The 19096-nt window shown below is 63.9% G+C and carries 17 protein-coding genes and 1 riboswitch; of the genes, 16 read left to right on the plus strand and 1 reads right to left on the minus strand.

Translation table 11 applies throughout. From position 1 onward, the window contains the following. Positions 1 to 29: 29 nt before the first annotated feature. The 15 genes from LDB26_RS09065 to LDB26_RS09135 all read left to right on the plus strand — a co-directional run bounded on the left by LDB26_RS09065 (position 30) and on the right by LDB26_RS09135 (position 17469). On the plus strand, positions 30 to 2018 hold the full coding sequence (locus LDB26_RS09065) for a conjugal transfer protein TraG (protein WP_257541791.1): 1989 nt from the start codon (positions 30 to 32) through the stop codon (positions 2016 to 2018). Between the two features lie 10 nt (positions 2019 to 2028). Further along, the gene (locus tag LDB26_RS09070) at positions 2029 to 2490 is read left to right on the plus strand and encodes a CopG family transcriptional regulator (protein ID WP_257541793.1); all 462 of its coding nucleotides are present in this window, start codon (positions 2029 to 2031) and stop codon (positions 2488 to 2490) included. Between the two features lie 143 nt (positions 2491 to 2633). Then, positions 2634 to 3626, plus strand: coding sequence for a P-type conjugative transfer ATPase TrbB (gene trbB, locus LDB26_RS09075; protein WP_257541795.1), 993 nt, complete (start codon positions 2634 to 2636; stop codon positions 3624 to 3626). After that, positions 3623 to 3955, plus strand: a complete 333-nt coding sequence (locus LDB26_RS09080) for a TrbC/VirB2 family protein (RefSeq protein WP_257541798.1) — start codon at positions 3623 to 3625, stop codon at positions 3953 to 3955. The genes trbB and LDB26_RS09080 overlap by 4 nt, the downstream gene beginning before the upstream one ends. Next, positions 3955 to 4236, plus strand: a complete 282-nt coding sequence (locus LDB26_RS09085) for a VirB3 family type IV secretion system protein (protein ID WP_257541800.1) — start codon at positions 3955 to 3957, stop codon at positions 4234 to 4236. Before LDB26_RS09080 ends, LDB26_RS09085 begins: the two co-directional genes overlap by 1 nt. 11 nt (positions 4237 to 4247) lie before the next feature. After that, positions 4248 to 6704, plus strand: coding sequence for a conjugal transfer protein TrbE (gene trbE, locus LDB26_RS09090; RefSeq protein ID WP_257541802.1), 2457 nt, complete (start codon positions 4248 to 4250; stop codon positions 6702 to 6704). Continuing rightward, the gene (trbJ, locus tag LDB26_RS09095; RefSeq protein ID WP_257541804.1) at positions 6701 to 7483 is read left to right on the plus strand and encodes a P-type conjugative transfer protein TrbJ; all 783 of its coding nucleotides are present in this window, start codon (positions 6701 to 6703) and stop codon (positions 7481 to 7483) included. The genes trbE and trbJ overlap by 4 nt, the downstream gene beginning before the upstream one ends. A 20-nt stretch (positions 7484 to 7503) precedes the next feature. Beyond that, the gene (gene trbK-alt, locus LDB26_RS09100) at positions 7504 to 7791 is read left to right on the plus strand and encodes a putative entry exclusion protein TrbK-alt (RefSeq protein WP_257541806.1); all 288 of its coding nucleotides are present in this window, start codon (positions 7504 to 7506) and stop codon (positions 7789 to 7791) included. A 3-nt stretch (positions 7792 to 7794) separates the two neighbouring features. Next, positions 7795 to 9153, plus strand: coding sequence for a P-type conjugative transfer protein TrbL (gene trbL, locus LDB26_RS09105; RefSeq protein ID WP_257541808.1), 1359 nt, complete (start codon positions 7795 to 7797; stop codon positions 9151 to 9153). Next, positions 9150 to 9839 (plus strand): conjugal transfer protein TrbF, encoded by a 690-nt coding sequence (gene trbF, locus LDB26_RS09110; protein WP_257541810.1) that lies wholly within the window; start codon positions 9150 to 9152, stop codon positions 9837 to 9839. The genes trbL and trbF overlap by 4 nt, the downstream gene beginning before the upstream one ends. Continuing rightward, positions 9836 to 10849, plus strand: coding sequence for a P-type conjugative transfer protein TrbG (gene trbG, locus LDB26_RS09115; protein WP_257541812.1), 1014 nt, complete (start codon positions 9836 to 9838; stop codon positions 10847 to 10849). The genes trbF and trbG overlap by 4 nt, the downstream gene beginning before the upstream one ends. Positions 10850 to 10896: 47 nt before the next feature. After that, positions 10897 to 11994, plus strand: coding sequence for a TrbI/VirB10 family protein (locus tag LDB26_RS09120; RefSeq protein WP_373886197.1), 1098 nt, complete (start codon positions 10897 to 10899; stop codon positions 11992 to 11994). A gap of 2 nt (positions 11995 to 11996) precedes the next feature. Then, positions 11997 to 12218, plus strand: coding sequence for a DUF2274 domain-containing protein (locus LDB26_RS09125; RefSeq protein WP_257541816.1), 222 nt, complete (start codon positions 11997 to 11999; stop codon positions 12216 to 12218). A gap of 117 nt (positions 12219 to 12335) precedes the next feature. Further along, positions 12336 to 12553, plus strand: a riboswitch (cobalamin riboswitch). Between the two features lie 173 nt (positions 12554 to 12726). Beyond that, positions 12727 to 16095, plus strand: a complete 3369-nt coding sequence (locus LDB26_RS09130; RefSeq protein ID WP_257541818.1) for a TonB-dependent receptor domain-containing protein — start codon at positions 12727 to 12729, stop codon at positions 16093 to 16095. A gap of 96 nt (positions 16096 to 16191) precedes the next feature. Next, positions 16192 to 17469 (plus strand): hypothetical protein, encoded by a 1278-nt coding sequence (locus tag LDB26_RS09135; RefSeq protein WP_257541820.1) that lies wholly within the window; start codon positions 16192 to 16194, stop codon positions 17467 to 17469. Positions 17470 to 17554: 85 nt separating this feature from the next. Here LDB26_RS09135 and LDB26_RS09140 read toward each other — a convergent pair whose 3' ends face one another. Then, on the minus strand, positions 17555 to 18142 hold the full coding sequence (locus LDB26_RS09140) for a recombinase family protein (protein ID WP_257541822.1): 588 nt from the start codon (positions 18140 to 18142) through the stop codon (positions 17555 to 17557). Positions 18143 to 18391: 249 nt separating this feature from the next. Between LDB26_RS09140 and LDB26_RS09145 the strand changes: the two genes are divergently transcribed. Next, entirely contained in the window at positions 18392 to 18874 is a 483-nt protein-coding gene (locus LDB26_RS09145) for a hypothetical protein (protein ID WP_257541824.1), read from the plus strand. Positions 18875 to 19096 lie beyond the last annotated feature (222 nt).

Genomic DNA, 19096 nt, shown 5'->3' on the forward strand with positions numbered 1-19096 from the left:
CTCCACTTCTCTTGCCGATTGGAGTCTGTATGCGCGGAGGTCGAATACTCTGGGGTCAAATTGCTATCGTCATCACCATTGTCATGGTGATGACATGGGCCGCAACGCAATGGGTGGCGTTCCGGCTCGGCTTTCAGCCTCAGCTCGGAAACCCATGGTTCGATTTAGCCGGTTGGCCGTTCTACCATCCGCCCGCCTTCTTCTGGTGGTGGTTCTCCTTCGACGCCTATGCGCCGACGATCTTCATGGAGGGGGCGGTCATCGCCACGTCCGGCGGCATCCTCGCCATCGCCGCCGCCATCTTCATGTCGATCATCCGGGCGCGCGAAGCCCGCAACGTCGCCACTTACGGTTCGGCGCGATGGGCCGAGACCAAGGAAATCCGCAGCGCCGGTCTCCTTGGCCCCGATGGCGTCCTGCTCGGACGCTATGATCGCGACTATCTGCGCCATGACGGTCCCGAGCATGTCCTGTGCTTCGCCCCCACGAGGTCCGGCAAGGGCGTCGGCCTCGTGGTGCCGACGCTGCTGACCTGGCCGGGAAGCTGCATCGTTCATGACATCAAGGGCGAGAACTGGACCCTGACAGCCGGCTTCCGCGCGAAGCATGGCCGCGTCCTGTTGTTCGATCCCACGAACGCGAAGTCTTCAGCCTACAACCCGCTGCTGGAAGTGCGGCAGGGCGAGTGGGAAGTCCGCGACGTGCAGAATATCGCCGACATATTGGTCGACCCGGAAGGCAGTCTCGACAAGCGCAACCACTGGGAAAAGACCAGCCACAGCCTGCTGGTCGGCGCGATCCTGCATGTCCTCTATGCAGAGCCGGACAAGACGCTGGCGGGCGTCGCCAACTTTCTGTCAGATCCACGCCGCCCGGTCGAGGCGACCTTGCGCGCGATGATGGAAACACAGCACCTGGGCGACGCAGGAGTTCATCCCGTCATCGCCTCGTCGGCGCGCGAACTGCTCAACAAAAGCGAGAATGAACGGTCGGGCGTGCTGTCCACCGCCATGTCGTTCCTGGGCTTGTATCGCGACCCCGTTGTCGCGCGCGTCACGGCGCGCTGCGACTGGCGCATTGCCGATCTTGTCGGAAGCAAGCTGCCCGTCAGCCTCTACCTTGTCGTTCCGCCGAGCGACATCAACCGGACGAAACCGCTGATCCGGCTCATCCTCAACCAGATCGGCCGCAGGCTCACCGAAGAATTGACGCTATCGGGCAAACGGCATCGCCTGCTGATGATGCTGGACGAGTTTCCCGCATTGGGCAGGCTCGATTTCTTCGAGTCCGCCCTGGCCTTCATGGCGGGCTACGGTCTCAAGAGCTTCCTGATCGCCCAATCGCTCAACCAGATCGAGCGCGCCTATGGCCCGAACAACAGCATTCTCGATAACTGCCATGTGCGCGTCGCCTTCGCCACGAACGATGAGCGCACCGCCAAGCGTGTGTCGGATTCGCTCGGCACCGCGACCGAGATGCGCGATTCCACCAACTATGCCGGCCATCGTCTTGCGCCGTGGCTCGGCCATCTCATGGTGTCGCGGCAGGAGACCGCACGGCCGCTACTGACCCCCGGCGAGATCATGCAGCTTCCGCCCGCCGATGAAATCGTCATGGTCGCCGGCACCCCGCCAATCCGGGCGAAGAAGGCGCGCTATTTCGAGGATGCACGCCTTCAGGAACGCATCCTGCCGCCGCCCGAACTGGCCGCCGCAACGGCCGGGCCGCCCGCGCCAACCGACGACTGGACAAGCCGCGTCATCGGGACGGCGAACCAGCCCGCGACCAACGCCACGACCGGGACCGACAGCGATCCCGACAATGCCGGTATCCGCCGTGAGCCGGAATTGCCAAGCCAAGAGGAAATCGTCCCGCCGCCGACACCGCCGGCCCAGGAGTTCGACATTCTGGACGACGAACCGGACGTGGACGCCGCCAAGGCCCGCGCGCTTCGCGCGCGTATGCGGCTGATCGCCCGGCAGGCGACGCTCGACCCCGATGACGGCATCGATCTTTGAGGCGCCGCCCATGACGACCCGCACCCGCATGAATGTCTATTTCGCGCCCGACTTGCTCAAACAGGTCGAGGCGCTCTCACTGCGCCGGCAGGTATCGAAGTCCGCCATTGTCGAGGCGGCGGTCGCTTCCTTCCTGTCGGGCGACACGTCGGATCGGCTCGAAGCGGCCATGTCGCGCCGCCTGGACAAGATCGGCCGGCAGATCGGAACATTGGACGAGGATCTCGCCGTGCTCGGCGAGACCCTTTCCTTGTTCGTTCACTTCTGGCTGACGATGACCCCGCCTTTGCCGGACAGCGCCAGGCAGTCAGCGCGGATCAAGGGGAATGAAAGGTTCGAGGGCTTCATGCAGAACCTCGGCCGCAGGCTGGCGAACGGAGACAGGTTCCTGAAGGAACTGTCGCGTGACATGGATTCGCTTCACGACAGTCCGCCGCAAGATCAGACGAAGACCGATGGCGATGCTGACTAGGATTTCAACCCATCCTATTTGCCGCCGATGGCCGCCGGTCGCCGCACGGGCGTAAATACTTGTTGAACCAGCCCAATTTCAGGCCCTTTTAATCGACCCCGTTGCGGGGTCCGTCTGTTGCGCCCCGCCGGAATGGGGCCGACATGACGACGCATCAGCACAAACCGGAGGCCATCGCACGCGGAGCGCGGATGCTGCGCACGGCGCTTGGGCCTTCCATCGCCCGGTTTCTCGAAGACCCCGGCGTCATCGAGGTGATGCTGAACCCGGACGGCCGTATCTGGATCGACCGACTGTCCGAAGGTCTGGCCGATACCGGCGAGATGCTGTCCCCCGCCGATGGCGAGCGCATCGTCCGGCTGGTCGCCCATCATGTCGGAGCGGAGGTTCACACCCGCGCGCCCCGCGTCTCGGCGGAGCTTCCCGAGACCGGCGAGCGGTTCGAAGGGCTTCTGCCGCCTGTTGTCTCCGCGCCCGCCTTCGCCATCCGCAAGCCCGCCGTCGCGGTGTTCACATTCGAAGACTATGTGGCGGCCGGCATCATGTCCGCCGATCAGGCCATGACCTTGCGAGAAGCCGTTGCCGCACGCGCCAACATCCTCGTCGCGGGCGGCACCTCGACCGGCAAGACGACGCTCACCAATGCGCTGCTGGCCGAGGTGGCGAAGACGCAGGATCGCGTCGTCATCATCGAGGACACGCGCGAGTTGCAATGCGCCGCGCCCAACCTTGTCGCCATGCGGACCAAGGATGGCGTGGCGACGCTTTCCGATCTGGTCCGGTCCAGCCTTCGCTTGCGGCCTGATCGCATTCCCATCGGTGAGGTGCGCGGGTCCGAAGCCCTCGATCTGCTCAAAGCCTGGGGCACCGGACATCCCGGCGGCATCGGCACCATTCACGCCGGTTCCGGCATCGGCGCGCTGCGCCGCCTCGAACAGCTCATCCAGGAAGCCGTCATCACGGTCCCGCGCGCCCTGATCGCAGAGACCATCGACCTTGTTGCCGTCCTCGCCGGGCGCGGTTCCGCACGCCGGCTGGCCGAACTCGCCCGCGTCGAAGGGCTGGGACCGGACGGCGACTACCGCATCACCCATCCCATCGCTTTGGCAACCACCTCGAAAGGAGACCCCTCATGATCCCTACATTCTCCCGCGCCTGCCGCTTCGTGGCGACATCGGCGGCCGCCGTTTCCATCAGCCTGATCCTGGCGCCCGCCGCACACGCATCCGGCTCGTCCATGCCCTGGGAAGCGCCGCTTCAGAGCATCCTCCAGTCGATCGAGGGGCCAGTCGCCAAGATTATCGCGGTCATAGTCATCATCGCCACCGGCCTGGCGCTGGCGTTCGGCGACACGTCGGGCGGTTTCCGGCGGCTGATCCAGATCGTGTTCGGCCTCAGCATCGCTTTCGCGGCGTCGAGCTTCTTCCTCTCGTTCTTCTCGTTCGGCGGCGGAGCGCTCGTCTGATGGCGGGCGGCCTCGAACAACTCGACGCGGTGCCTGGCTTCACGATCCCGGTCCACAGGGCGCTGACCGAGCATATCCTGCTCGGCGGCGCTCCGCGTTCGATCGCGATTCTGAACGGAACGCTGGCCGGCGCCGTGGGCCTCGGCCTGCGCCTCTGGCTGGTCGGTCTCGCCATCTGGGCCATCGGCCATGTCGCAGCGGTCTGGGCCGCGAAACGTGATCCGCTCTTTGTCGAGGTTGGCCGCAGGCATCTGCGCATCCCCAGTCATTTGTCGGTCTGACGGAGGCGCACATGATGAACCTTGTCGAATATCGCCGCACCGCCAGCCGTCTCGCGGACTTCCTGCCCTGGGCTGCGCTGGTTGGCTCCGGCGTCGTGCTGAACAAGGACGGCTCGTTCCAGAGAACGGCGAAGTTTCGCGGTCCCGATCTCGACTCCGCCGTCGCAGCCGAGTTGGTCGCGGTCGCGGGCCGGATCAACAACGCCGTGCGTCGTCTCGGCTCCGGCTGGAGCATTTTCGTCGAGGCACAGCGCAGCGAAGCCGCGACCTATCCCGCGAGCCAGTTTCCCGAAGCCGCATCGGCATTGCTCGACGCCGAGCGCAAGGCCGGTTTCGAGGAAGCGGGCACGCATTTCGTGTCCGGCTACTTCCTGACCTTCCTCTGGCTGCCGCCCGCCGAGGACGCCGCCCGTGCGGAAACCTGGCTCTATGAGGGGCGCGAACAATCCGGCGTCGATCCATGGGAGCTGCTGCGCGGCTTCGTGGATCGCACCGACCGGGTGCTGGCGCTGCTCGACGGCTTCATGCCGGAATGCCGCTGGCTCGATGACACCGGCACGCTGACCTATCTCCATTCGACGGTTTCCACCAACCGGCACCGCGTCCGCGTTCCCGAAGTGCCGATGCACCTCGACGCGCTGCTCGCCGATCAGCCGCTGACCGGCGGCCTAGAGCCGCGCCTTGGCGACCAGCATCTGCGCGTCCTGACCATCATCGGCTTTCCGACCGCGACGACGCCGGGCCTGCTCGACGACATGAACCGGCTGCCGTTCCCCTATCGGTGGAGCACGCGCGCCATCCTCATGGACAAGACGGATGCGACCCGGCTGCTGACGAAGATCAGGCGGCAGTGGTTCGCCAAGCGCAAGTCGATCGCCGCGATTCTCAAGGAAGTCATGACCAACGAGGCATCCGCCCTCGTGGATACGGACGCGGCGAACAAGGCCCTCGATGCCGACATGGCCCTGCAGGAACTCGGGGCCGACGTCGCCGGCCTGGCCTATGTCACGGCCACCATCACCGTCTGGGATGCCGACCCGCGCATTGCTGACGAGAAACTGCGCCTCGCCGAGAAGATCATTCAGGGCCGCGACTTCACAGCGATGCCCGAAACCGTCAACGCAGTCGATGCCTGGCTCGGCAGCGTGCCCGGCCATGCTTACGCCAATGTTCGGCAGCCGCCGATCAGCACCTTGAATCTCGCCCACATGATCCCCCTCTCGGCGGTGTGGGCGGGGCCGGAACGGGATGAGCACTTCGGGTCGCCCCCCTTGCTCTATGGCAAGACCGAGGGAAGCACCCCGTTCCGGTTATCCCTTCATGTCGGCGACGTCGGCCACACCCTCGTCGTCGGCCCGACCGGCGCGGGCAAATCCGTGCTGCTCGCCCTCATGGCCTTGCAGTTTCGCCGCTATGCGGGATCGCAGATCTTCACGTTCGACTTCGGCGGCTCGATCCGGGCCGCGTCCCTCGCCATGGGCGGCGACTGGCACGACCTCGGCGGCGGGCTGACGGAAGGGGACGAGGCATCCGTCTCGCTCCAGCCGCTCGCCCGTATCGACGATACCTATGAGCGCGCATGGGCTGCCGACTGGATCGCCGCCATTCTCGGTCGGGAAGGTGTCCCGGTAACGCCAGAGACCAAGGAATATATCTGGACGGCGCTGAACTCGCTCGCGTCGGCTCCGGTCGGGGAGCGCACCATCACCGGCCTGACGGTGCTGCTGCAATCCAACGATCTGAAACAGGCATTGCGGCCCTATTGCATCGGCGGGGCCTATGGCCGGTTGCTCGACGCCGAGACCGAACACCTCGGCTCGGCGGATGTGCAGGCGTTCGAGATCGAGGGACTGGTCGGAACCGGCGCGGCGCCCGCCGTGCTCGCCTATCTGTTCCACCGCATCGGCGACCGGCTCGACGGGCGGCCGACCCTGCTCATCATCGACGAGGGCTGGCTGGCGCTGGACGATGAAGGCTTCGCGAGCCAGCTCCGCGAATGGCTGAAGACGCTCAGGAAAAAGAACGCCAGCGTCATCTTCGCCACGCAGTCGCTCTCCGACATCGACGGCAGCAATATCGCGCCCGCCATCATCGAAAGCTGCCCGACACGGCTGCTCTTGCCGAACGAACGCGCGATCGAACCGCAGATTACCGCCATCTATCGCCGCTTCGGCCTCAATGACCGGCAGATCGAGATCCTCGCGCGGGCAACGCCCAAGCGGGATTACTACTGCCAGAGCCGCAGGGGAAATCGCCTGTTCGAGCTGGGCCTCAGCGAAGTCGGCCTCGCGCTTTGCGCCGCATCGTCCAAATCCGATCACAACCGCATCGCCGAACTCGTCGCCGAGCATGGCCGGGATGGCTTCCTTGGCCAGTGGCTACGCCTGCGCGGCGTCGATTGGGCGGCCGACCTGATCCCCGACCTCAGCAATCTCATCCCCCAGACCGAGAAGGAGTCCCAATCATGACCATTCGTAGTTTTCGCCCGCGCGCCATGTTCCTGGCCGCGACCATGCTGGCCGTGCCGCTCGCACTTTCGCCCATGCTGAACAGCCCGGCACACGCGCAGTTCGGCCTGGGCGGGATCGTCTATGATCCCAGCAACTATGCGCAGAACCTGCTCACGGCCGCGCGCACGCTGCAGCAGATCAACAACCAGATCACCTCGCTTCAGAACGAAGCGACCATGCTCATCAATCAGGCGAAGAACCTGGCCAGCCTGCCTTATTCCTCGCTTCAGGCGTTGCAGCAGAACGTCCAACGCACGCAGCAGCTTCTCGCCCAGGCACAGAACATCGCCTTCGACGTGCAGAAGGTCGATCAGATTTTCCAGACCCAATATGGGAACGTCTCCATGTCCGCGACCGACGGCCAGCTTGTCGCCGACGCGCGGTCCCGCTGGCAGAACACGGTCGGCGGATTGCAGGACGCCATGCGCGTCCAGGCCGGCGTCGTCGGCAACATCGACACCAATCGCACGCAGATGTCGGCGCTTGTCGGCCAGAGCCAGAACGCGACCGGCGCGCTGCAAGCCACGCAGGCGGGCAACCAGCTTCTCGCCCTCCAGTCGCAGCAGCTTTCCGACCTGATCGCGCTGATGTCGGCCAATGGCCGCGCGCAGGCGCTGAGCGAAGCCGAACGCGCCACCGCCGCCGAGCAGGGTCGCGTCCAGCGCGAGCGCTTTCTGACGCCGGGATCGGGCTACCAGCCCGGCAATGCCCGGATGTTCGGCAACGGCAACAACTGACCGAGCAGGAGGGGCGTGACATGGACGGCAAGATGCTGGCCCGGCTGGGCGCGATCATATTCGTCGCCATCGCCATCACCGCCACGGTGATCGAGATGACCCGGCAGGACGAGCCAGCGCGCGGCAGGCCCGCGCCGGAGCTACAGCGCCCCGCCGATCCGTTGCGCCAGAGCCTGCGCGCTTGCCAACGTCTTGGCGAGGCGGCCGCGAGCGATCCCGGCTGCCTCGCCACCTGGGCCGAAAGCCGCGATCGGTTTCTCGGCCGGACGCCGGCGCCAGCCACCTCGCATCAGAACGAGGGGCGGTGAACCATGGGCGGCACCGGCGTCATCGACTCGTTTCTAGGCGTATTCACGTCGTATATCGACAGCGGGTTCGGCCTTCTCGGCGGCGAGGTCGGCTTTATCGCCACCACGCTGATCGTCATCGACGTGACGCTCGCCGCCCTGTTCTGGAGCTGGGGCGCGGATGACGACATCATCGCGCGGCTGGTCAAGAAAACTCTGTTCGTCGGCGTCTTCGCCTACATCATTTCCAACTGGAACAACCTGGCGCGCATCGTCTTCGAGAGCTTTGCCGGTCTCGGCCTGAAAGCGTCCGGCACCAGCTTCTCCACGGCCGATCTGATGCGGCCCGGAAAGGTGGCGCAGACCGGCCTCGACGCGGGCCGTCCGCTGCTCGACTCCATCTCCGACCTGATGGGCTACTGGTCGTTTTTCGAGAATTTCATCCAGATCGCCTGCCTGCTGTTCGCCTGGGCGCTGGTCATCCTTGCCTTCTTCATCCTGGCAATCCAGCTCTTCGTCACCCTGATCGAGTTCAAGCTGACCACCTTGGCGGGGTTCGTCCTGATCCCGTTCGGCCTGTTCGGCAAAACCGCCTTCATGGCCGAGCGCGTGCTCGGCAATGTCATCTCTTCGGGCATCAAGGTGCTGGTGCTGGCGGTCATCATCGGCATCGGCTCGACACTGTTTTCGCAGTTCACCGCCGGTTTCGGCGGAGCCACCCCGAGCATCGACGACGCGATGGCGATCGTGCTGGCCGCGCTTTCGCTGCTGGGCCTCGGCATTTTCGGACCCGGCATCGCGTCCGGCATTGTCTCAGGCGGCCCGCAGCTTGGCGCTGGCGCGGCCGTTGGCACCGGCCTTGCCGTGGGCGGCGCAGCGCTTGCCGCGGGCGGCGCGGCAGGTCTCGCCGTGAAGGGGGGCGCTGCCGCCTTGTCCGGCGGCGCTGCGGCCGTTCGGGGCGGCGCGACGGCCGCAGGCAGCGCCGCAGCGACCTACAGCATGGCTTCGCTCGGTCAGTCGGGCGCGGCAGGCGTCGCCTCCGGCCTTGGCGGTGTCGCCCGCGCCGCAGGCTCCGCTGCCGTCTCGCCCCTGAAGCGCGCCGCTTCCAAAGCCTCCGAAAGCGTCAAATCCAGCTTCTCCGATGGTGCACGCGCGGCCTTTGGCGTGACCGGCGGCACATCCACCGCAGGCACGGCCGGAGGCACAGGCGCAGCCCCCGCAGCATCATCTTCCCCCGCTGGAAGTCCCCCGGCCTGGGCGCAGCGGATGCGGCGATCCCAGGCCGTGAACCACGGCGCCACCATGGCCGCCCACGCGGTGCGCTCCGGCGACGGCCACGGAGGCGGCTCTTCCGTCAATCTTTCTGAAAGTGACCGCTCATGAGCATCTTCAAAAGACCATCGACCCATTACGGCAAATCGCCGGAACCGGAGACACCCTATCAAAAGGCCGCACAGGTCTGGGACGAACGCATCGGTTCGGCCCGCGTGCAGGCGAAGAGCTGGCGCTATATGGCCTTCGGCTCGCTGATCCTGTCGGCCGGCTTCGCCGCCGCCCTTGTCTGGCAATCGGCGCGCGGCACGGTCGTGCCGTGGGTGGTGCAGGTCGATAATATCGGCCAGTCGCAAACGGTCGCTCCGGCAGTTGCCGACTATCGGCCGACCGATCCGCAGATCGCGTTCCACCTCGGCCGCTTCATCGAACAGGTCCGCGCGATTCCGGCTGACGCCATCATCGTCCGACAGAACTGGCTCCGGGCCTATGAATGGACCACGGATCGCGGCGCGGCGGCCTTGAACGATTATGCCCGCAGCAACGACCCGTTCACCAAGGTCGGCCGGCAACAGGTCGCCGTCGAGGTGTCCAGCGTCATCCGGGCATCGAACGACAGCTTCCGCGTGGCCTGGACCGAGCGTCACTATGAGAACGGCCAGCTTTCCACGACCGAACGCTGGACCGCGATCCTGACCATCGTGATCCAGACCCCGCGCGACGCCGAGCGTCTGCGTGCCAATCCGCTCGGCATCTACGTCAACGCAATCTCATGGTCGCGGGAGATGAGCCAATGATCTCCGCGACCTTCCGCCAAGCCGGCTTTACCGCTCTCCGCAAACCCGCCTTCGCGGCTTTGATGCTGTCCGCCACCATGCTCGCCGGCTGCGCCACCAACCGGACGCAGTTCAGCTACGACGCCGACGTGCCCTCGCTACCCGTCGTGGAGGCCCCCGCAACTGACGATCAGTCTCGTCCGTTGCATACGCCGCCCGCATGGACGGTCGCGCGCGGCGGGACCGCTGCCGGGACATCGGCAGGCCGGGTCGAGAACGCCAATGCCGCCGCCCGTGTCGAGCCGCGCCGCGAGGGCTATTATAACGCCATCCAGATCTATCCCTGGTCGGAAGGCGCGCTCTATCAGGTCTATGCCGCACCGGGACAGATCACCACGATCGCGCTGGAGCCGGGCGAGAGCCTGACCGGCGCGGGTCCGATCGCGGCAGGCGACACAGCCCGCTGGATCATCGGCGATACCGAGAGCGGTAGCGGTGCGACCCGGCGCGTCCATATTCTCGTGAAGCCGACCCGGCCGGACATCGCCACAAACCTCGTCGTGACGACAAGCCGGCGTACCTATATGATTGAGCTGCGTGCCCGCGAGGCGCTCTATATGCCGTCCGTCGCCTGGGCCTATCCTGCGCAGCCGGCAGGGCAGGGTCAGACCGTTCCCGCCGCGCCGATCATCCCGACTGAGGCGGCGCGCAACTATCGCTACGGCCTGACCGGCGACAATCCGCCGTGGAAGCCCATCTCCGTCTTTGACGACGGCCGCCGCATCTATGTCGTCTTCCCGCGCGGCATCGTGCAGGGCGAGATGCCGCCGATCTTCGTCATCGGCTCCGATGGCGAAACCCAGATCGTCAACAGCCGCATTCACCAGAACATCCTGATCGTGGACCGCCTGTTCGGCGCCGCCGAATTACGCCTTGGCAGTGGCGATCGTCAGCAGACCGTCAGGATCGTCCGCATCGAGCAACGGCAGGCCGCACAGCCCGCAAAGGCGACCGGAGAATCCCCGTCATGACCGAAGACACGACTACTGTAGAAGCCGCACCGGACACCACCGCGCCGATGCGGCTGCGAGCCGAACCGCCCCGCGTCACCCGTCTGTCCCGTAAGACGCTGGCTGGGGTAGGAGCCGTCGCGCTGTTCGGGATCGGCAGTGCGCTGATCTATGCCCTCCAGACCCGCGATATGAGCGGCAGCGGCGAAGAACTCTACTCGACCGAGAATCGTGCAACGGCGGACGGGCTATCCGGCCTGCCGCGCGACTATACCGGCCCCGTCCTGGGGCCGGCCTTGCCCGGCGATCTCGGCGGCCCGATCCTCGACGCGCAGAACAGGGGGCAGCCTGTCACGCCGCCGGTCATGGCGACGCCCGCCGTCGATCCCGCCGAACAGCGCCGCATCGCCGAGGAAGAGGCCGCGCGCGTCAGCCGCGTCTTCTTCCAGACCGCCCCCGGAACAGGGGCTGCAAGCCCGAGTCTCGCCGGCCTTGGTCTGACCGGCCAGCCTGGTGCTGCCGGCACGCAGGACCGGCATACCGCCTTCCTCAATGGCCCGGTGGATCGGCAGACTGTCGCCCTGGACCGCATCATGGCCCCCGCATCACCCTACATCCTTCAGGCCGGAGCCGTGATCCCGGCAGCGATGATTACCGGCATCCGTTCGGACCTTCCCGGCCAGATCACCGCGCAGGTGACGGAGAATGTCTATGACAGTCCGACCGGCAGCCTGCTCCTGATTCCGCAGGGGACGCGCATCATCGGCCAATACGATGCCGGCGTGACCTTCGGCCAGCGTCGTGTCCTTCTCGTCTGGAACCGCCTGATCCTGCCAAACGGCCGCTCGATCGTGCTGGAGCGACAGCCCGGAGCGGACGCCAGCGGCTATGCCGGCCTTGAAGATGGCGTTGACTATCACTGGTGGGATCTGATGAAGGCAGCCGGGCTGTCAACGCTGCTCGGCATCGGCACCGAACTGGCGACCGACGACGAGGACCGGCTGATCCGCGCCATCCGCGACGGGGCGCAGGACACCATCAACCAGGCCGGGCAACAGATCGTCCAGCGCCAGTTGCAGGTCGCCCCGACGCTGACCATCCGACCGGGCTTCCCGGTCAGGGTCATCGTGACGCGGGATCTCGTCCTCGAATCCTACAGGAATTGAACATGGCAAAGCTGAAACTCGGCCCGCTTCCAGACGACAAGCCGGTGAAGTTCACGCTGGAACTGCCGGCGCAGCTTCATCGCGACCTGACCGACTACGCCGAGGTGCTGGCCCGCGAGAGCGGCCAGACCCCCGCCGATCCCGTCAGGCTTGTCGTGCCGATGCTGGAACGGTTCATTGCCACGGATCGGGGATTTGCAAAGGCTCGACGGTCAGCCGGGTAATCGGCTGACGGATTCACCTGATTCCCGACAGAGTATGGCCGCGCCGTGCAATCTGGATCAGTCCCCGCTTGCTTCACACACGGCTTAACCTTACGGCAATCATTAGGTTTGCAATAGTGAGCCTATGATCGCGCCGGTTCCCCGAGAGGGGATTAAAACGGGAACGCGGTGAGGATGGTCCGCCATCCGAATCCGAGGCTGTCCCTGCAACTGTGAGCGGCGAGCGCGATGCACACGGGGTTTCGGCCTCAAGCCACTGAGCGAGAGCTTGGGAAGGCCGTGCATCAAGCCTTGACCCGCAAGCCAGGAGACCTGCCGGCGTCTGGTCGCTCTTGCTTTGGTCCAGGGGATGGCCGGGGCACGGTGTATTCCGTCTGAGCGACGAACGTGCGGCGGGGGCCGCATCGGTCGTGTGACGGGCGCTTGAGGCGTCCGCCCGCTCTCGCGCCCGACCGTTCGTGACGGCACGCCCCCGCCCGACAGGGTTCGGCGCCAGGGGGGCTATGGAGTGAGACTTTCGACGATTTCGCGGTTCGCGCTGACGGTGGGGCTGTCGGCGTGGGGCATACAGGCACAGGCGGCCGACAGTGATCCTGCCCCTTCGGGCGAAGAATCCGGCAAGCCCAAGACGCAACAGGAAATCGTCGTCACGGCCAACAGCCGCGAGGAATTGCGCGACATTCTCTCGCCGGGGGTGGTCTCGGTCGTCTATCCCGACGACACGCGCGGCGAGCACAAGGCGCTGCCCGATCTGCTCGACCAGATTCCCGGCGTCTACGTCCGCCGCGTCGGCGGCACGGGCGGCTATACGACTACGAGCATCCGGGGCAGCGCGCCCAGCCAAGTCAACATTTACATCGACGGCGTGCCGTTCAATCTCTCCAGCGAGACGGCGGCTGATATCTCCACGATCCCGATTTCCAACGTCGAGCGCGTCGAGGTTTATCGCGGCGTCACGCCCGCGCGCTTCTCCGGTGCGCCGCTGGGCGGCGCGATCAACATCGTGACCAAGATGCCGACCGACCTGAGTGGCACCGTGTCAGCCGGTGCGCGGTCCTATGGCGGTCGCCAGTTTTCGGGGAACTTGAGCTTTCCGCTGCTCGGCGGCGGTCTTCTGCTCGGTCTCGACATGGAACGCAGCAAGGGTGAATTCAAATATCCCCTCATCGCCGCGCGCATCCTGGACGGCATCGAATATGGCGACGGAGAATGGAGTGGGGACGGCCTATCCAACACGCCGTGCAGCATCTCTTCCGAATATCAGCCGGTGCGCGCCATCAATCCTGTCTGCCAGTTCCCAACCACGCGGCAGCGGCAGAATAACAGTTTCCAGCGCGACAATGTGATGGTGAAATGGCGCAACGACAATATCACCGCCAAATATTCCTTCACCCATATGGACCGGTACATGCCGGAGATTGTGCCCACTCAATATGGTGGACTTCAGGGCTACAGCCTCATCGATCTCCCGGAATACACATTCCCCCAGGTGAACCTGACCGCAGGCTCGCTCGCCAGTTTGGGCGTTCCCTTCAACAAGCGGCGTCAGCAGAAGCAATATCAGCATGACGGTGCGTTGAACTGGCATGACCGCTTCGGCGACCTCGAACTGGCGCTGAACCTCAACTTCATGGACCAGCGCAAGCGGTTCAACAATTACGACATGGCGGCACCGTTCGGCGTCGGCAGCCGCACGGCGCTGTATCACACCACCCGCTACGGCCTGACCGCCGACGCCAGCTACACGCTCGGCGCGGAGTGGGATGTGACGCAGCTTCTCGAATTGCACGTCCAGCATAATTGGGAGACGATGCGCTACGACGCCGACAACCTCATCAATTCGGTGACAGGCTTACGGCGCGGCGATTATTATCAGCATTACAAGCGTCAGCTCACCAACATCCAGGTTCAGGATACGCTCACATTCCACACGCTGGGCGACCTCCAGGTGGCACCGATCTTCCGGATCGAGAAGCTGACCGGGCCGGTGCTGGGGAGCCAGGACAACCCCTTCGGTCCGTCATCCGGAAATTACGGTTGGAAACCGACATGGAGCGTCAGCGCCAAGAAAAAGGTGGGTTCGGACTGGCTGCTGTTCGCCAGCTACGGCACTTACAACCGCTATCCCAATTTCTATGAAATCTATGGCGACGGCGTCTATATTCAGGCTGGTGCCGACAGCGTCGGCAACACAATGCCGCTGCTGCGCGAACATGGCAGCAACTGGGATGCCGGCCTTGGCTGGAACGGCACGATTGCCGGCGATCTCGCGGGCAGCTTCCGCGCCACCTATTTCCAGCGCCGGACAAAAGATGAAATCACGCTGTTCCTGACGCCCGTGGGCGGGAAATATGTCAATTCCGGCACGACCATCACCAGGGGCGGTGAGTTCGAGGCAAGCCTCAAATGGGGCGACCGCGCCGACCTCCAGCTCGCCGCGACGGTGCAGGAGGGGCACTATGTCAAGGGGACCTATTTCGTCTATCCCGCCATTCCCGTCGCGGAACGTGTTCTGGGCAATCTGCGAACGCTCCAGAACCCCCGCTTCACCGCGAACGCGCGCCTCAATCTGCATTTCCTGGGCGGCGCGCTAACGACATTTGGCGAGGTTCGTCACAGTGGACGTCGCTATATCAGCCAGTCCAGAAGCCCCGGCAGCGATGAGAACAGCTATACCTATGAAGCGCCGCTCACCACCTTTGACGCCGGTGCGCATCTCCGACTGCCGCATGGCCTGACGATATCGGGCGGCGTGTCCGATATTTTCAATGCCGGGCCGAAACAGAAGATGCACATGGTTGGCAGCAACGATGGGCTTCACCCATATAATTACTGGAAGTGCAGCGCTTTGGAGGCGGACGAGACAGGCGACTATTCTTGCTTCGACGACGAAGCAAACCTTGTGCGTCAAAACTACCCACTTGCGTTCAATCCCTACTATCCCCGCCAAGGCCGCACGTTCTACGTGACGATCGCAAAGAGTTTCGGGGCGAAGGATTGGCGGTCCGTTGCCTCTCCTGCCTTGCACGGTAATGGCGGCACGAATTGGACCGGCTTCTATGCGGGCGGTCATGTCGGCCGTGGCTGGGGACGCCGCAACGCCGATGAAATTCTCATCTTCGACAAGCGGCAGAATGGCGTGTTCGGCGGCCAGATCGAAGGGGTAGCTAGGTTCGATGGCGATGGCAACTTCATCGACCGCAACGCCTTCGCTCCCGGGTTTACTGGCGCGGGTGCTGCCTTGGGCAACACGCCGGATGATGGGGTGCGGTCCGACAAGCGCAAGGGCACCGATTACGGGTTCCGCGTCGGCTACGATCATCAGGTGGGAAGCTGGCTGTTCGGTCTGGTGGGCGAATGGGCCGATTTCGATCTTGTCGATAGCGTCTCCGGCTATGCCCTGCTGACGAACATCAGCACGCGGGAAGCACTGCCGCCGACCAGCTACAGCTTCACCCGTCGCCTGAAATCCGGCGTCTCCTTAAGAGCGCGCACCGGCTATTCTTGGCGCAATACGCTTGGCTATGTGACCGCTGGCGTCATCCGCGCCAATATCGATCATAGCTTCGCGACGACCAATACCGTCAACGCCTTCGAGGAAAGCAATGCCGGCAAGCATCGCTGGGGCCATCAATATGGCGGCGGTATCGAGCAACGCATCGCGGGGCCGCTGACGATCGGCCTCGAATATCTGCGAACCAACATCAAGGATGGCGATTATACGGTCGCTGCCGGTGCGAGCGGCACACCGCCGATCTACACCGGCTTCCAAATAGGTCCGATAGGGCAAGGCGCTAACTCACCTACCGATATCCGGCGCTCGGAATCGCGCTACCGAATCGACTCATTGCGGCTGACTCTGGGCTACCGCTTCTAGCCGCTCGACGAACTGGATGCGTCGCCGACCCCGACAATCGCGGCGGTGGCGCAACAGCAAGGGGGAATACTCGTGTAACTTCGTAGGAGAATCGAAATGGCGACGACAAGAACGGCCTATAGCCTCTACCACTATTTCTCCGGAGGTAATGGAATGGCCGGCCGGATTACCGACAATGGCACCACGGTTGCGGCAAACTTCCCACCGCTAACCAAGGCTCTGAACGGCGATCCTCTGGTGGAAGGTTTCAACCTGGGTGGCCAGCGCATTGCTGTTACCCAGCGTGTGGCAGGTGTCGCGCAACCAACCGGCATTTACAATGCCGCCGCCGGCGGTGCCCCCATCGCGACGCCGACCTGGAGTAACGTCATCAACCCCTATGGCCTGGAACCGCTCGGTAGCCGACTCTATGCGCTGGAATTTGACGATGGCAAGCTAGTCGAGATCAACGGCAGTTCGCCATATGCCGCTACCGGCGTGGTTTTCGACTTCAATACCAATCCGGTGACGGCACCTCTCGTTCCCGCTGGGATGAGCGCGCATGGTCAGGCGATACTGAACATCGGCGGCACGCTCTACGGCCTGTTTATTATCGCCAACACCAATTTCACGACATACGCCAACAGTGTCCTCGTCCGCTTCACAATCGCAGCCGGCAGCTCAATCACCGTGGGCGCGAACGACTATAACAACGGGTTCGAGAAAAACTCCTTCCAGATGGCCGTCAGTGGATCGGAACTGTTCGTCGCCGCCATCGGCGGGGTGCAAAGCAATACGAGCTACAACGCAAATTCGAAGCTTCAGAAAATTACCTATGGCGCGTCACCCTTGAGCGGCGCGGCGGTCACAACCGTTTTGTCAGCCAGTGCATCCTTCCCCTATGAGTTCAGGGACATCAGCTTCAAGGGTTCCACGGCCTTCATCCTGGCGGGCCGCTATGATGCGAGCTGGAACCTCATGGGCAACCTGCGTAGCACGCCCAACTTCTCGACTTTCACGACGATCGACAGCTTCAGCGGATCGTTGGGCTATTATTGGGCAGCGCAATACACGCCCGACAACGACCGGCTCTGGTATGCGCGTGGCAATGAGATCCGCGTCCTCAACGCTTCGACGTTGGCGCTGGTTCAGGCCCTTACGATCACCACGACCGGCGCTGGCAGGCTGATGGAGCCTGGCGATACCTACACCAATCTCAACGACATGAGCTACGTCAGCCCCACAGGACTCGTTACCCGAATCCGTGGATACCAGTCGCCCACGCAAATCTCCGCGACCCCGCGCGCGGTGGCTGCCCGTGCCCTTGCCCAAGGACGGCCCGAACTGTTGCCGGAGGAATGGGAAGAGGTCGAAAAGCAGATCGCGGCGCAATAATTTCGCGGCCTGCCCCGTTGGCATCGGGGCAGGCCATCATATCGACGACCGGCCGACGACAATCACATGAATCGCGCCGCTGCGGTCAGACGCCGCCACTCGGCGCTGACCACCCGATCCGCTCCAATGTGTCTGTTAGCGTCGATCGCGGCACGCTGAACGTGCGGCAGACCGACGACTTGCTGGCACCGGCCGCGAGCGCGGCGGTAATCTGCTCGATCTTCTCCGCGTCGATCGTCGGGGGGCGACCGTCTTGTCGCCCGCGCCGCTTTGCGGCGGCCAGGCCCGCCATGATGCGTTCGCGGGTCAGCGCCCGCTCATATTGGGCGAGCGCGCCGAACAGCGAGAACAGCAGCTCGCCATGGGGCGTTGTCGTGTCCATTTGCTCCGTCAGCGACCGGAAGGCGATGCCCCGTTCCTTGAGGTCCGTCACGATCGCCAGCAGATGCGGCAGCGAGCGGCCGAGGCGATCGAGCTTCCAGACAACCAGCGTGTCGCCGGCGTTCATGTAGTCCAGGCAGGCTTTCAGGCCCGCGCGATCGTCGCGCGCGCCGGAAGCCTTGTCGGAGTAGAGGTGCCGCCGATCGACGCCCGCAGCGGTGAGCGCGTCGCGTTGCAGATCGACCGATTGCCGATCATCGGTTGACGATACGCGCATGTAGCCGACAAGCATGACGGAAAACCCCCAAAATCAGGTTGTCGGACACTTTCACAAACCGACAGTGTTTTTCGACATTATGGGGGTTAGAGGTGCCGCGCAATAGCGTGGGCGGCCGAGATCGTCAGGAGCTGCGCCGCGACCTGACGGCAATCATGTGTTTGCCGACGCATCGTAAATGACGCCAGCTCCTCTGCTGAAGACATTGCTGATAGCCGGTGAAGTGATATTGATTGGCAATTAGTGCAGAGAGGAAGGGCAATCGTGAAAATTTTATATGGGTGTTTGATTGCCAGTGTATTTTCAGGTTCTGCAACCGCAGCACCCCTTTCCTCGGCAGAAACACCAGAAATCATTTCCGGTGTCGAATCCTGCCTCGCAGTGACGAGCAGCACGGGAGTCGATGCAGAGAAGCTACGGGCTGATGGTTGGGCTGCAATGTCGGCGTCGGAGGATGGGAAGCCAGTACCATCCCCAATGCCCTTATTTTCCAAAGGAAATTTGCTACTCATTCAGCAAGGAGGGACGCCTACGCCGATATGTGCCATTATGGCGAAGGTTCCAAATGTTCCTGCTGTACGGCAAATCGTTGGCGCTCTGGACAGTGCCCTTAAGACCGCCCGTAAGGGAAAAGATGGCAAATCTATTCCTGCGTACTGGTTTCCCGAGGGGCATATTGTGGAGTTGGCAACGACAGGCACGCCCGAGGCACCCGGCGTCCGTATAGTTGTCGGCTATCGGAAATAGTCCAGCCAGTTCGCTTGTCGAAAATCAGGCGGTAGCCGCCATGCCGCCACCCGTGTGATTTGCGACGACAGGCAAAACCGACCGGTCGGTCGTCGACCAGAATTAGGCAGCCGGTCGGGGCGAAGATCGCGATCAGGCGCTTGCCTTATGGAAGCGTAGCGGCGAACGTGCGTGCGAGACCCAAATGGGACAGCAGAAACATATCATAAGTCAAACGCGCGA

Origin of the sequence: Sphingobium sp. CFD-1, assembly GCF_024611115.1 — a bacterium.
GTDB lineage: Bacteria > Pseudomonadota > Alphaproteobacteria > Sphingomonadales > Sphingomonadaceae > Sphingobium > Sphingobium baderi_A.

What these genes read in the sequence shown, in the direction of transcription:
- trbE (WP_257541802.1), top strand. Translation starts at nt 4,248, where the DNA reads ATGATGAACCTTGTCGAATATCGCCGCACCGCCAGCCGTCTCGCGGAC.
- trbL (WP_257541808.1), top strand. Translation starts at nt 7,795, where the DNA reads ATGGGCGGCACCGGCGTCATCGACTCGTTTCTAGGCGTATTCACGTCG.
- trbF (WP_257541810.1), top strand. Translation starts at nt 9,150, where the DNA reads ATGAGCATCTTCAAAAGACCATCGACCCATTACGGCAAATCGCCGGAA.
- trbB (WP_257541795.1), top strand. Translation starts at nt 2,634, where the DNA reads ATGACGACGCATCAGCACAAACCGGAGGCCATCGCACGCGGAGCGCGG.
- trbK-alt (WP_257541806.1), top strand. Translation starts at nt 7,504, where the DNA reads ATGGACGGCAAGATGCTGGCCCGGCTGGGCGCGATCATATTCGTCGCC.
- LDB26_RS09125 (WP_257541816.1), top strand. Translation starts at nt 11,997, where the DNA reads ATGGCAAAGCTGAAACTCGGCCCGCTTCCAGACGACAAGCCGGTGAAG.
- trbG (WP_257541812.1), top strand. Translation starts at nt 9,836, where the DNA reads ATGATCTCCGCGACCTTCCGCCAAGCCGGCTTTACCGCTCTCCGCAAA.
- LDB26_RS09070 (WP_257541793.1), top strand. Translation starts at nt 2,029, where the DNA reads ATGACGACCCGCACCCGCATGAATGTCTATTTCGCGCCCGACTTGCTC.
- LDB26_RS09140 (WP_257541822.1), bottom strand. Translation starts at nt 18,142, where the DNA reads ATGCTTGTCGGCTACATGCGCGTATCGTCAACCGATGATCGGCAATCG.
- LDB26_RS09135 (WP_257541820.1), top strand. Translation starts at nt 16,192, where the DNA reads ATGGCGACGACAAGAACGGCCTATAGCCTCTACCACTATTTCTCCGGA.
- trbJ (WP_257541804.1), top strand. Translation starts at nt 6,701, where the DNA reads ATGACCATTCGTAGTTTTCGCCCGCGCGCCATGTTCCTGGCCGCGACC.
- LDB26_RS09065 (WP_257541791.1), top strand. Translation starts at nt 30, where the DNA reads ATGCGCGGAGGTCGAATACTCTGGGGTCAAATTGCTATCGTCATCACC.
- LDB26_RS09120 (WP_373886197.1), top strand. Translation starts at nt 10,897, where the DNA reads ATGCGGCTGCGAGCCGAACCGCCCCGCGTCACCCGTCTGTCCCGTAAG.
- LDB26_RS09080 (WP_257541798.1), top strand. Translation starts at nt 3,623, where the DNA reads ATGATCCCTACATTCTCCCGCGCCTGCCGCTTCGTGGCGACATCGGCG.
- LDB26_RS09085 (WP_257541800.1), top strand. Translation starts at nt 3,955, where the DNA reads ATGGCGGGCGGCCTCGAACAACTCGACGCGGTGCCTGGCTTCACGATC.